The organism is Sedimentibacter sp. (assembly GCF_033447055.1).
Classification (GTDB): Bacteria; Bacillota; Clostridia; order Tissierellales; family Sedimentibacteraceae; genus Sedimentibacter.
The window spans coordinates 1-14,262 of the sequence record NZ_JAWQJF010000110.1 but is presented as its reverse complement, the minus strand read 5'-3'; the positions used below and the strand labels follow the sequence as shown (position 1 = coordinate 14,262).

General features: G+C 33.7%; 11 protein-coding genes, 1 riboswitch and 1 other annotated feature. Of the genes, 4 read left to right on the top strand and 7 right to left on the bottom strand.

Going from position 1 to position 14,262, the window contains the following annotated elements; translation table 11 throughout:
• The first annotated feature begins 125 nt into the window (after positions 1-125).
• A riboswitch (cobalamin riboswitch) is annotated at positions 126-309 on the top strand.
• Positions 310-473: 164 nt separating this feature from the next.
• From SA378_RS07535 to SA378_RS07525, 3 genes are read left to right on the top strand one after another with little or no spacing between them, the layout of a single operon-like run.
• Positions 474-1,424, top strand: a complete 951-nt coding sequence (locus tag SA378_RS07535; RefSeq protein ID WP_318525373.1) for an ABC transporter substrate-binding protein — start codon at positions 474-476, stop codon at positions 1,422-1,424.
• On the top strand, positions 1,421-2,443 hold the full coding sequence (locus tag SA378_RS07530) for an iron ABC transporter permease (protein ID WP_318525372.1): 1,023 nt from the start codon (positions 1,421-1,423) through the stop codon (positions 2,441-2,443). Before SA378_RS07535 ends, SA378_RS07530 begins: the two co-directional genes overlap by 4 nt.
• Complete coding sequence (locus SA378_RS07525; protein WP_318525371.1) at positions 2,444-3,247, top strand: ABC transporter ATP-binding protein; 804 nt, start codon at positions 2,444-2,446, stop codon at positions 3,245-3,247.
• 81 nt (positions 3,248-3,328) lie between these two features.
• Here the strand turns inward: SA378_RS07525 and SA378_RS07520 are convergent, their stop codons facing one another.
• From SA378_RS07520 to SA378_RS07505, 4 genes are all read right to left on the bottom strand, one after another.
• Entirely contained in the window at positions 3,329-4,783 is a 1,455-nt protein-coding gene (locus SA378_RS07520; RefSeq protein WP_318525370.1) for an aminoacyl-histidine dipeptidase, read from the bottom strand.
• Positions 4,784-4,795: 12 nt separating this feature from the next.
• Positions 4,796-5,155: a PqqD family protein gene (locus SA378_RS07515; RefSeq protein WP_318525369.1), complete on the bottom strand. Its 360-nt coding sequence runs from the start codon at positions 5,153-5,155 to the stop codon at positions 4,796-4,798.
• Positions 5,156-5,215: 60 nt separating this feature from the next.
• Positions 5,216-7,120 (bottom strand): OPT family oligopeptide transporter, encoded by a 1,905-nt coding sequence (locus SA378_RS07510; RefSeq protein ID WP_318525368.1) that lies wholly within the window; start codon positions 7,118-7,120, stop codon positions 5,216-5,218.
• A gap of 939 nt (positions 7,121-8,059) precedes the next feature.
• Positions 8,060-8,896 (bottom strand): NAD(P)-binding domain-containing protein, encoded by an 837-nt coding sequence (locus SA378_RS07505; RefSeq protein WP_318525367.1) that lies wholly within the window; start codon positions 8,894-8,896, stop codon positions 8,060-8,062.
• A 122-nt stretch (positions 8,897-9,018) separates the two neighbouring features.
• Positions 9,019-9,227 (bottom strand) — a binding site (T-box leader).
• A gap of 147 nt (positions 9,228-9,374) precedes the next feature.
• Here SA378_RS07505 and SA378_RS07500 point away from each other — a divergent pair.
• Complete coding sequence (locus SA378_RS07500; protein ID WP_318525366.1) at positions 9,375-10,409, top strand: GerMN domain-containing protein; 1,035 nt, start codon at positions 9,375-9,377, stop codon at positions 10,407-10,409.
• A gap of 115 nt (positions 10,410-10,524) precedes the next feature.
• On the opposite strand, the gene ligD is transcribed toward SA378_RS07500, so the two are convergent.
• From ligD to SA378_RS07485, 3 genes are all read right to left on the bottom strand, one after another.
• The gene (ligD, locus tag SA378_RS07495) at positions 10,525-12,957 is read right to left on the bottom strand and encodes a DNA ligase D (protein ID WP_318525365.1); all 2,433 of its coding nucleotides are present in this window, start codon (positions 12,955-12,957) and stop codon (positions 10,525-10,527) included.
• The gene (locus SA378_RS07490; protein ID WP_318525364.1) at positions 12,932-13,735 is read right to left on the bottom strand and encodes a Ku protein; all 804 of its coding nucleotides are present in this window, start codon (positions 13,733-13,735) and stop codon (positions 12,932-12,934) included. The genes ligD and SA378_RS07490 overlap by 26 nt, the downstream gene beginning before the upstream one ends.
• Before the next feature lie 245 nt (positions 13,736-13,980).
• On the bottom strand, positions 13,981-14,262 hold a 282-nt coding region (locus tag SA378_RS07485), incomplete at its 5' end, for a serine O-acetyltransferase (protein ID WP_412178682.1).

Here is a 14,262-nt window from a genome sequence, read left to right as displayed (position 1 = left end):
TAAAAATTTATTCGTTTGTCAATGATTATTTAAAGATATTGCGTACAGTATTGAAAAAATTTAACATATTTACATACAATTCTTCATTTGACATTACAAAGAAATTATAATATACTTTAGTAAATTAAACATCTTTCGATATTGGTGCACAACGTGATAATAGGGAATTAGGTTAAAATCCTAAACAGTCCTGCTGCCGTAATGAGAGAGCAGTTTTTGTGATTATGAAACCACTGGAAATTTCCGGGAAGGTTAAAAACTCGCTATGACCTCAAAGTCGGAAAACCTGCCAATATTATTTGCGTAAATGCCGCAAATGCTATGCATTCCAGGAAGAAAGGCGATAGCTATGTGTAACAATTGGACAATTCATTCCAAATAGTTTGTGGTAATTTACGTTCCTATAAATCGGAACGTTTTTTTATGTAATAACCTCAATGCATTGATGTTTATACTTTAAATCGGAGGATAATATGAAAAAGAAAATCTTTTTAGTTATGCTAATCTTAACCGTTATTGCATTGCTAACTGCTTGCACTCAAAGTCAAGCGCCTGAACAACCAAATGAAACATCTGAAGATAAACTGTCTACGTTGCCAACAACAGACAGAGCAGGAAATGAAATAACCGTTCCAAAAGAAATCAAAAAAATAATTTCAATGTCTCCTTCAAACACCGAAATACTGATTGATTTAGGTTTTGGAGACAAAATTATTGCAGCTGACACATATTCTGCAGATATACCGGGTTTGCCTGAAAACATTCAATTTTTTGACATGATGACTCCAGATGTAGAAAAACTTATTGCACTAGAGCCAGATGTTATTTATGCAACAGGAATGAGCATGAAAGACGGAAATGATCCCTACAAGCCTGTAAAGAACATGGGTATTTGTTTAGCATACATCCCATCAAGTGACAGTATTGAAGGTATTTATGAAGATATTTTATTTATTGCAGAATCACTGAATGTTACGGACAAAGGTTATGAACTTATATCCGACATGGAAACAAAAATAGCTGAAATTAAAGAAATTGGTTTAACAATTAAAGAAAAGAAAACAGTTTACTTTGAAATAGCAGGAGCACCTGAATTGTACAGTTTTGGAAAAGGTGTGTTCTTAAATGAAATGATAGAAATAATAGGTGCAGAAAATTTATTATCTAATGAAGAAAAATGGATATCAGTAACAGATGAAGCAATTGTTGCAGCCAATCCAGATATAATACTAACAAATGTAGACTACATTGAAAATGCTGTAGATGAAATTAAATCCCGAGCAGGATGGGAAAATGTAACAGCCATTAAAAACAATGATGTTTACTACATTGACAAGGATGCAAGCTCTCTTTCAAACCATAATATAGTAAAAGCATTGCAACAAATGGCTGAGGCTGTTTATCCAGAAATATATTTAAAATGAAAATCAAGTTTAAAATAATTATATCAATAATAATATGTATTATAGTATTACTGATTGGTGTAGGACTTGGAAGTATTTATGTGCCTGCCAGCCATATATTGAACATCATTTCAAACAAACTATTTAATATACCGTTAGCACAAGATATTCCTAATGTCTCTGTATCTATAATGTGGAACTTAAGACTTCCACGAACAATATTAGCATTTTTGGTAGGAGGAGCACTTGCTGTCAGCGGCACGGTAATGCAGTCAGTTCTAAAAAATCCACTTGCCTCATCATATACTCTTGGTGTCTCTTCGGGTGCATCATTAGGTGCTGCATTTGTAATTGTAACAGGTTTTAACATACCATTTTTAGGAATGTTCACATTGCCTGCTGTTGGATTATTTTTTGGACTTTTAACAGTTTTTTCAGCCGTTAAATTTGCTTCTCAAATGGATAAAAATTTAGAAAACAACACAATTATTTTAGTTGGTATGGTATTTTCATTATTTGTCAATGCTATTCTTACGCTTTTAACTTCCATGTCAAAAGAACATTTGACACAGCTCACATTCTGGCAGATGGGAAGTTTCGCACTAAAAGATTGGTCAAATGTAATAGTTTTATTTCCTATTGTTATAATAGGAGTAATAGTCATCAGAAATTATTCGAAAGAACTTGATATAATGACATTTGGTGAAGAACAGGCATTTACAATTGGAGTTGATGTGCAAAAAGTAAAATGGCTTCTGCTGGGTTTATCTGCAGCGCTAACAGGAAGTGCTATTTCATTTGTAGGTGTAGTTGGTTTTATAGATTTGATTGCTCCACATGTTGTAAGAAAAGTTTTCGGTTCTTCTCATAAAATTGTAATTCCTATGTCAATGATATTTGGAGGAGCTTTTATGGTTATATGCGACTTAGTAGCACGAACAATAGTTTCACCTTCGGAATTGCCTGTAGGGACAATTACGGCATTAGTAGGTGCACCGTTTTTTGCCTATGTATATTTCTCTAAAAGAAAGGAGTTATAAATGCTAACTTTAAATAATGTATCTGCAGGATATGAAGGTCATGATGTGATATCAAATATTTCTCTGAGTGTTGCTAAAGGTGAAAACTTATGTGTTTTAGGACCGAACGGCTGTGGAAAAACAACGTTGATTAAAACTATATCAGGGCTTATTCCTCATAGTGGAACCATTATAATCAACGGAATTAATCTTGATAGTATGAATAGAACAGAAGTTGCTAAAAATATCGCAGTCATGAGTCAAATATCTACAATTTATTTTTCATATACTGTTTATGAAACTGTTCTCCTTGGAAGATATTTGCATATGAAAGGTAACGCATTTAAGGAGCCTTCTTTAAAAGACAGAGAATATGCTGATAAGTGTTTAAAAGCCGTTGGATTGTTTAATTGTAAGAATAAACAAATAAACACTTTGTCAGGAGGTCAACTACAAAGAGTTTATTTAGCAAGAACATTAGCTCAGGAACCAAACATAATATTGCTGGATGAGCCTACTAACCATCTGGATTTAAAGCATCAAACTGAATTAATTGACTTTCTTAAAGATTGGTCGAAAATAGAGAATCATACAGTAATCGGAGTATTTCACGATTTAAACCTGGCAATAAATCTAGCAGACAATATTTTGTTATTGGATAATGGTAAAATTGCTTCTTATGGCAAAACAAATGATGTTATTTCTTCTAAGCTGTTGAATGAAGTATATGAAATGGATATAGCCAATTACATGTTAAACTCATTGAAACAATGGGAATGTATACAGGAAGAACCACGCAAAACAAAACTTCGTAAAATTAAATAAAAAGAAAAACGCATGCTATTTTGTAAAAAATATATGCGTTTTAGTTTTTTAGCTTTTAGTCTATTTTAATATTAGTTAATATTATTTTATCCTTTTTAATACTTCGCATAGAAAATCAAAGACTCTTTCTGTGGAAGAAATGCTTAAACGTTCACTAGTTGTATGAACATCATACATGCTGGGTCCCATTGAAATCATATCTATGTCCCCTATTTTTTCCTTTAAAAAGCCACATTCTAATCCTGCGTGGATTGCTTCAACTTTTGCTTCTTTCCCATATTTTTCTTTATAAACTTCTAACATTAAATCTCTAATTGGTGAATCTTTTTTATATTGCCATTCTGGATAATCAGCATGCAATTCCATAGTTGCCCCTGTTAAGTTACAAATAACTTCAATTCTTTTAATAATTTCATTTTTACGACTTTTTACTGAACTTCTAATAGCATTGTTAAAGATAATTGCATCATCTTTAGTTTCCAAAACACCAATATTATTTGAACTTTCCACTAAACCCTCTATATCGTTGCTCATAGTCTGCACTCCAAATGGAATCAAGCGTAAAATAGAAATTAACTTTTCTTTAGTATCTGTGCTGAATACTTTGAAATTATTGTTTGTGCTCTTTAATTCTATAAAAACATTTGGGTCAGCACTGCTATATTCATTTCTAAAAATCCCTTGTATCTCACCAATAACTTTTTGCAGCTTGCTTAGCTCCTTATCTTGTACAGATATAACTACATTGGCTTTTTGAGGTATTGCATTCATTTTATTTCCGCCCTGTATAGAAGCAATATCAAATTCTAATGTTTCATCTAAAATTTGAAGAAGTCTCCCTAACAATTTTATAGCATTTGCTCTGTTTTTATTTATTTCAGATCCTGAATGTCCCCCAAGCAAACCTCCAATATTTATTTCATAAAATGTACTGTTCTTCGAAGCATCCTTACTTTTCACAGGAAGAGCAACAATATCATTTACACCACCAGCACAAGAAGCCCAGAAAACTCCTTCTTCTTCTGAATCCAAATTAATTAGTATGTCACCAGATACATGTTCTGGATTTAAACCTACCACTCCATCCATCCCTGTTTCTTCTGATACTGTAAATAATGCTGTTAATGGCGGATGTGCTATATTATTAGATTCTAATATAGACATTATCATGGCTACAGCGATACCATTATCAGCACCTAAAGTAGTCCCTTTAGTCTTTATCATATCCCCTTCTACTATAAGAGGTATCGGATCCTTTTCAAAATCAAAATCAACACCTTCTTCTTTTACCATAACCATGTCCATATGACCTTGAAGAATTACCCTTTTACCATTTTCATATCCAGGAGTTGCATTCTTATTAATAATAACATTTAATATTTTATCTTGAATAACTTCCAGATTATTTTTTCTTGAAAATTGAACCAAAAAATCACTTATTTGTTGCTCATTTCCTGATCCTCTAGGAATTTGTGTCAGTGCCTCAAAATTTCTAAACACTGACTCAGGTTTCAAATTTTCTAATACATTTTCCATAAAGCACCCCCATTAATATACAGTTTTCTCTAAAGTTATAAACTTATTTTGCCTTAAGATGGTCATAAAGGTTGTAAGTCTTTCATATATTGGTTCAGCATTTTCTCCAAATTGATTCTTTAATAAAACCCCAATTTCTTGTACATTATTTTGTCCATCTATGTTTTTAAAAACAAAACTTCCAAAGAAATCTAAATCTACTTTGTAATCTTTTGGAGTTTTTTTAAAAACTCTAACTATCTTATTAAGCAATCCGTTTCTTGGAATTATTACTTGTATTTTTCCATCTTGATCTTCAATCCATTGGTATTTATCAACCTTTTTTGGTGTTAATTCTAAAAAGTTATCATGTTTTTTTATTTTTTTACTCATACTTCACCTCATTGTTACAAATAGAAATAAGAGGAAAATACATTCCCTCTTATTATTGCATTATTTTGCTTTATTTAATAAAGATTTTCTTATAAGTGAAAAAGTCAATAAACCAAATAATACAATTGAACCTATTGCTCCAAGGTCAATTCCTAGATTTAAATTCAATCCGACAACTGTAAAGACAGCTAATAAAATTCCTATAAGACCTTCACCAGCAATTAATCCTGAGCTATATAATATTCCAGTATCTATTTTTAACTGAATATTATTAGCTTCTACGTCCTTAGCTTTATTTAATTTCTTATCGATAACTCCTCTAACAATTCCACCTACCATAATACCAACGCTTAGATGTATAGGGAGGTATAATCCAATTGCAACAGGAAGTACAGGAAGTCCTAATATTTGTATACCGATACCTAAAGAAGCTCCTATGAATATTAATGTCCAAGGAAGATTTCCACCCATAACACCTTCAACAACTACTTTCATAAGAGTTGCTTGTGGTGCTGGTAACTCAGCAGAACCAAATTCCCAAGCAGCGTTTAACAAGTTTAAAACTCCTCCAATTGCTAATGCCGCAACTAGCGCACCAATAATTTCACCATATTGTTGATATTTTGGAGTAGCCCCGACGATATAACCAGTTTTTAAATCTTGAGAAGCATCTCCTGCAATAGCTGCAATAATAGCTACAATCGCTCCTACAGTTAAACTTGCAATCATACCTGATTGTCCTACATTTCCAGAAACTTTAAAAATAAAAGCTGTAATTATAAGTGTCGCAATAGTCATTCCAGATACAGGGTTATTAGAACTTCCTATTAATCCTACAATTCTTGATGAAACAGCAGCAAATAGAAATCCAAACAATGCTACTGTAACAGCCCCAATAAATCCAACAGGAATTACCGGAAGAACTGCCATAATTACTACGACTAATACAACTCCTATAATTATAACCTTCATTGACATATCTTGATCAGTTCTAAGAATTTGACTTGAGCTGCCACCATTTGAATAGTTCTTTATAACATCTTTAAAAGTTCTTGCAATAAGAGGTAAAGATGTAACTAAACTAAATATACCTCCAAAAGTAACTGCTCCAGCTCCAATATATTTTATATAATTACTCCACAATCCCCAATGATCCAATGTTTGGATAGGATCAGTAGCTGGTGCTAATATAATCGGTGCAAGGCTTCCTAAATTACTAATGAGCGGTATTAATACAAACCATCCAAATACTGCACCACCTAACATATAAGCAGCAATTTTAGGTCCTATTATAAATCCAACACCTAATAAAGATGGTAAGACATCAACGCCTATAGCCGCACCGCTGTATCCAGGTATTGTTGTTTCAATTTCATTAGGGAAAAGCTTTAATCCTTCACTTAAAAATTTATAAATTGAACCTAAAACTAAACCAGAAAAAACAGTCTTTGTTTTTTCTCCACCTTCTTCACCTGCTAGCAAAACTTCTGCGCAGGCAGTACCTTCAGGATATGGTAATATACCATGTTCCTCAACAATTAAAGCTTTTCTAAGTGGTACCATAAACAATACCCCTAAGGTACCTCCAATCATTGCAATTATAGCAATCATTAATAAGTTTGGTGCTTCAGTTCCCCACTCAGTAGACCACATATATAGTGCAGGTAAAGTGAATATAGCTCCAGCTGCTACTGATTCACCAGCAGAGCCAATAGTTTGTACTAAGTTGTTTTCTAGAATTGAATCTCTTTTAAGAACTCCTCTTATAATACCCATAGAAATTACTGCAGCAGGTATAGATGCACTAATAGTCATACCTACTTTAAGACCTAAATAAGCATTTGCTGCTCCAAATATTACAGAAAGCAAAATACCCACCAATAAGGATGTTTTAGTAAATTCAGGCAATATCTTATCCGCAGGTATAAATGGTTTAAAATTTTGAACTTCTTTAACTTTTTCCATTTTACACTTCTCTCCTTTTGTTAATAGTTAATTTGTAAATTACAATTTAAAATTTTGTCCATAAAACCTGTTCTAATTATTTATCTAATTTTAATATTCACTCTTACATTGAGTTATCGTTTGCCAATTATTTAAAATATAATTACGTATAATAATGCTAAAATTATTAATTCAAAAGCATCCATTCTAACTATTGATTAAGTTTTATATAAAGCTATTTTAAATATTTACATTAATTATTTACTTTAGATTAAATAATGAAAACCTGTTTTAATTTCTAATTATTGTACTGTTTATCCCCCCTTAGAAGCATATTTTTTAATGAGTTGTCTATACTGTTGTTTTTATAATGACAACATTTGCAAACCTTTGTATATTAAATACGCATAAAGTTTAGCACAAAATCGTTACAATGTCAACAAAATAGCCCAAATACATATTTATTGTTACTTTTAATTCTTTAAACATATGAAATTATTATTTACTTAAATTCCACCTGAATATACTGTTCTCCAAACATCCGCAAAAACCAATGATTGTTTTAATTATAATTACATATTTTATATTAGAAGCTCTAAGTTGTTGTGTATAAATAAACGCACTCATAGTAATATAAAAAATCAATCAAGTAATATTAACAGGTTTACTTGAAAGTGGAATTAGACTTTTACAGTAAATTTTGCAACTATTTTTGAAACAATAATCACACCAAAAAACGCATCTATTTTGTAAAAAATACATGCGTTTTTATTTTTTAGTTTTTAGTCTATTTTAACTTTAGACATAATATAGTTATTTATTTAAGTTAATATGCTTCTACTATTACTCGTTTATAATATTGTGAGCAATATCTGCTCTGGACACATATTAAATATAAGTCACTACTTGCAACCATGTATGTTTGAAATATAGTATCTTACGCATTGTAACTAATTTATATTAAATCAGTTTATCTACTTCTTCTGATGCCTTTTTAGTTATAGCATCATATCTTCCTGTTGATGCCTCCAGTGCAGCATCAAATACTTCGGGAAGTTTTTCTTTAAATACTTTGACTCCCTCGTATGTTATGCCTCCCTTTGTAGAAACTCTATTAATAGTTTCTTCAAAACCTAAATTTTTTTCAAGAAGGAATCTTGATGCTCCAAGCAATGATACCAGCAACATGTGCTCAAGATTATCATAAGATACATTTTTACTGCGTTTTGAAGCTGACTTTACAAATTCAAGCATAATTTCTGCAAAAAAACCCGGAAAACTTGCTGTAAGATTTTGACTTAAATTTATATCCTCTTCCCCCAATACTTTTACTTCACTGAAACTGTTTATAAGACCTTCAAAAAACATTTTTTCATCTTCTTTAACAATATCATTGTGATAAGTAATTGTAATACCGCCGTTAACCATTGATATTATTGTAGGCATGAATATACTGATACTTCCTTTGTGAAATTTGCTTATATCTTTATGAACTACCATCGATGTTGATATCATTAAATACGTTTCATCATTTAAATATGTCTTAATTTCATTCAAGACATTTGGCAAATTAAGAGGCTCTACACAAATCATGATATTTTTGCAGCATTTTGCTAATTCTTCATTGCTTTCGCATATATTTATTGATGGATATTTTTTTTCTAAATTTTCTAGTTTCTCTTTAGAACGATTTGCAACATAAATATTTTTTTGTTCCAATAAATTAAGTTCAATAAATTTGTTCAGCAACATTGATCCAATATTTCCAATTCCTATAATACCTAGTTCCTTTTTCATAACTTCCTCCTGATAATTATTTCGCAGTCTCCAACACAAATTTATTTGCTCCCTTTGGTCGCATAAATTTGGTGATCATTGCGTTTGACCTACCATCCATTTTAACAAAAAATCGCCTCTGAAAAAGAGGCGAAAAATTCGCGGTACCACTCTAATTACTGCAAATACAACTAACATGCAGCATCTCATTAAAATAACGGTTTTTGCCGTTTGGGTTTCAACCCCCAAATGCTCAGAGACGGGTTCAATACACAGTGGGCTAAAAGCTTCTCACCATCAGCTTTCTCTCTGAATACCTTGTGAATTTACTTATTCTCTTCTTAGCAATTATATTAAAAGGATAATATAACAGTTCAACACCTTTGTCAATAAAATTTTTAATATTTTCATAATAATCTCTATTTATATGCACAAATATTGTTAACAGAACTAAATATGGATATAATATTTTTGATTGTATTACATATAGGAGGTACATATGAAAAATTTACTTGCAGTTATATTAATTTCTGCATTGCTTATAGCAGCATGTGAGAATGAAATTACAACTGAACCTGAGAATAATGTTCCTGAAACACCGACTCCAAAAATAGAAGACTATTATCCTTTTACTGAAAATACAAAGTGTATCTTTGAAGGTGAAAAAAATGAATTTGCATACTTCACAACGTATATAGATTATGTTAATAATAACCGAATTCAAACAAGAACAGACAATGGCGGAACTCAAATAGTAAAAGTAATGGAAATTAAAGAAGGACAGTTAATTCAACTTTTTTCAAGAGGAGAAACATATTTTAGAGAAAATTTTACTGATAATAAATTTGAGGGAGGTAAAATATTGCTGAAAGAACCTTTAAAAGAGGGCAACAGTTGGTCTGCTGATGAAAATTCAACATCAACTATTACAAGTGTTTCAAAAGAAGTGGTTACAAAAAAAGGAAATTTTGATGCAATTGAAGTTACAACTAAAGGAAAACAAGGAAAAACTGTAGATTACTACGTGAAAGACATGGGTCTTGTTAAAACTGTAAATTACGGGGAGGGTTATGAAGTGTCTTCAACATTGTCAAGTATCGAAAAAAATCAACCATTCATTCAGTCTATTACATTGTATTATCCAAACGTAGATGGAGTAACATTAAATACTATTGATGTTCAAATTTCATTTAACACCAATGATGAACCAGAAGATATAATAGAAAAAAATATAAAAGATTTATCTATTTTTGAAGTTTTAAGCACTGCAACAAAAATAAATAATCTTAATTATAATGAGGAAGATAACAGTGTACATGTTGACTTATCAAAGGAATTTGTTACAGATATGAATGCAGGAGCCAGCTTTGAAGCAATGATACTTCAAAGCATAACTAACACACTGGGCGCATATTACGGTGTTCAGAATGTTTATATTACTATTGATGACGGCCCATATGAATCAGGCCACATAATAATTGAAAAAGGCGAACCTTACAAGGTAGATTTAAAAAATGTCAAACCAGTTGAATAATTTAGAAAAAAGGTAATCAAGTAGGAGCTAAATAATTAATTTAGCTCCTACAACACCACCATACTGGTATTTTTGTTATTTATACTCTGATATTTTTCACAAAATATAGTGACTTTTACTTAAGCATCTGGTTATTGTGAAAAAAGTCTTTCCATGGATCATTTCCTTTAATTCTCAAAAGCGCATCTGCCATACTGATGCCGTCCGGTGCCACTGTGTCAAGTTCATCCCAAGCTATGGGCATGGACACCCTGCCGCCTTTTCTCGCTCTGAGAGAATATGGGGCAATACTTGTAGCTCCCCTGCCGTTTCGAATCCAGTCAATGAATATCTTGTCTGTACGTTTTGCCTTTCTGACATTGCTTGTGTATCGTTCAGGCCACTTCTTTTCCATAACTTCAGCAACGCCCCTTGCAAAATCGTGAAATACATTCCAGTCTACAGAAGGTTTTAATGGGACGACCACATGGTAGCCCTTGCCGCCGCTTGTCTTTAGATATGAATTAAGCGAGAGTTCAGTAAGAATGCCTCTTATATCCTTCACACCCTGGCGTACCCTGCTCAGTTCCATTCCTTCATCCGGATCCAGATCAAATACCATCACATCCGGTTTTTCAAGCTCATCAATACGGCTTCCCCAAGTATGAAATTCCAATGTACCCATTTGTACTTCGGATATGAGTCCAGTTGTGTTCTCAATATAAAAGTAATCTTCAGTTTCTCCGCTGCCCGTAGAAATAGGTACTGTAATAATTCCTTTGCTTCCCGGACCAGGATGCTTCTTGTAAAAACATGTTTGCGACACTCCCTTAGGGCAGCGAACAATGCTGAGAATCCTGTGTCTCACAAACGGCAGCATGCGCTCTGAAACCTGTGAGTAGTAACGAACCACATCTGCTTTTGTAATTTCAGTGTCTTCAAATATCACCTTGTCAGGATTTGTAATCTTTATTCCTTCAATAACTATGCTGTTTGTTTCCATAGTCTTCTCTACAACTTCGGATGACTGGAGTTGTGTCTCATCCTCCTCATTTTCCCTTTTTATTTCCTCAGGATTTTTGTCTGCCCGTAACCCTTTGAAACTTGCATGTCTTAACAGATTATCTTTTGTCCACTCGGCAAATTTAATTTCCGCCACCAGTCCAGGTTCAAGCCATGTAATTTTTTCATCACTTCTGGATTTAGGTGCAATTTTGAAAGGTGAATCGTCCTTCTTTAATTTCATGAATTTTTCCTCAAGCATTTTCATGTCCGTCTCGCTTATACCGATTCCTGCACGACCTACAAAAAAAAGGTCCCCGTCCTTATATACTCCAAGGAGAAGCGAACTTACTCCATTGGCTTTTTTATCTGAAAGAGTATATCCTCCGATGACAAATTCCTGCCTCCTATCACATTTAAGTTTAATCCAGTCACCATTTCTTGTTCCGCTGTATATAGAATCAACTTTTTTGCCTACTATGCCTTCCATGTTTGCTTCACATGCAACAGCAAAGCTTTCCTTTCCGTTTCCTCTTACATAACGGCTGTAGTAGAGATTTTTTGGTGCATCCTTCATCAAGATTCCAAGCTTTTCTTTTCTGTCAATCAAAGTGTTTCCCCGAATATCCTCCCCATCGATAGCAAGAAGATCAAAAATTATATATGTAAGACTTTGTGCTTTATGATTTTTCAAATAGTTCTGCAAAGCCTGAAAATCAGTCTTGCCTAACTCGTCGGTGATTACTGCTTCACCATCAAGGACCATTGCTCTTCCAGCAGCCAACTCAATCAGAGATGAGGCAATGTCATAAAAACGCTTTGTATAATCATTGCCGTTTCTTGTTATCAGCCGAACATTGTTGCCTTCCACAAATGCCATAATCCTATAACCGTCGTACTTCAGCTCATAAAGCCAATCCTCACCCTCGGGAACTGTCTTCATTAATTTGGCAAGCTGAACATCAGCTGTGTTGAATGGATTTCGTGTGACTTTTTCATCCTGCCCTGCTTCAATTTCAGTCATGGTACGTCCTGTCCTGATACTTGTAATAAATTCGGATATGCCGTCGTCAGTTTTGACATACTCATCTTTCTCCTTAAGGAAAAGCCAATTATCCTTAGTTTCGCTTATCTTTGCTTTTAACTTTACTAAAGCCCACTTTCCCTTAAGCCGTCTCCCTTTCAGAACAAGCTTCATCATCCCGTCACTTAGATTTTCTTCAACATTACCTTGGGGTTCCCAGAACCCTTCATCCCAGAGCATGACCACTCCGCCACCGTATTCGCCTTTTGGAATAGTTCCCTCGAAGTTCCTGTATTCCAGCGGGTGGTTCTCCACCTGCACAGCAAGCCTCTTGTCATGTGTATCATAAGAAGGGCCCTTAGGTACTGCCCAGCTCAAAAGAACGCCATTCCATTCCAGACGCAAATCATAGTGTTCTCTTAGGGCCATATGGTGCTGAACCACAAATCTTAAGCCTTCTTCTGAATTTTCTTTTTTTCCCTCCGGTTCCAAGGTTTTTTTAAAATTTCGTTTTTCGTTATACTCGTTTAGCTGCACAGTCATAAAATTGCGCCGATTCCTTGTCTTTTTTAGCCTTTTCTACGCTAGCCTTAAGTGCGTCCATAAGGTCGATGACTTTGCCAGTATTTCCGGACTTTGGAGCAACAATTTCTTTTCCGGAAATTTTTGTCTCTATTAGAGAACGGAGTCTCGCCTGGTATTCATCTGTATACTTGTCTGGATCAAATGGCGTATCCATTGAATTAATAAGCATCCTTGCCATATTAAGTTCCTGTTCTGATACGTCAGGCTTAGTGTACGGTTTTTGAAGTTCTTTGATGTCGTCAGCATAAAACATTGTGGAAACGAGGATACCGTCCTCCCTTGGGATAATTGCCATAAGTGTGTCCTTCGTGCCCATTACGGTTTTACCGATAGCTATCTTTTGTTCAGCCATCAATGCAGAACGGAGCAGCTCAAAAGCCTTTTCACCACCTGCCTCTGGTGCTGCCTGATAGGTTTTGTCATAGTAGACAGGAGAAATCTGGTCCAATTGGGCGAAGTGCAAAATCTGAATAGATTTTTCTTTTTCTGTCTTTATTTTTTCAATTTCTTCGTCTGTGATAACCACATACTTGTCCTCATCATACTCAAATCCCTTTACAATGTCTTTTGTATTTATTTCCTTGCCGCAATGAGCACAAATCTTCTTGTATCGGATGCGGCTGTTATCTTCCTTGTGAAGCTGATTGAAATGTATGTCATTATCCTGTGTGGTTGTGAACATTGCAATGGGGATTGCAACCATACCGAAAGTTATGACAGATTTACGTGATATCATAGTAGAACACCTCCAAGGACATTATTTCCAATTAAATCATTAGTATTCTGTTTACAGTTAAATGTTTGTAATGTTATCATGAGCACATAAATCAAAAATTCCCTCAAATGTCATAGGGAACGGTTCTCTCTAGAAACCGTCCCCTATGACATTGTATATTTACATCTTCAATTCTCGCAATAATTGACTTTCTAAAGATATCTTCTTGATACTTTTTATCTTCTGAATTGCATCTTCATCTCTTTTTATATTGCATATTCATTTAAGCAGATTATTCTGCCTTTTTTAACTTCCATTGCCGGAATACCCACTACTGTGGAATTCGGACTCGTATTATCTAATACAACTGCATTGGCTCCAACTTTTGTACCTGAAGCTATATAAATATTTCCAAGTATTTTTGCCGAACTTCCTATAGTAACATTGTCTCCAACAGTGGGGTGTCTCTTTCCTTTTTCATTGCCTGTTCCACCCAATGTTGCTCCATGAAACATTGTTACATTATTTCCAAGTACTGCAGTTTCACC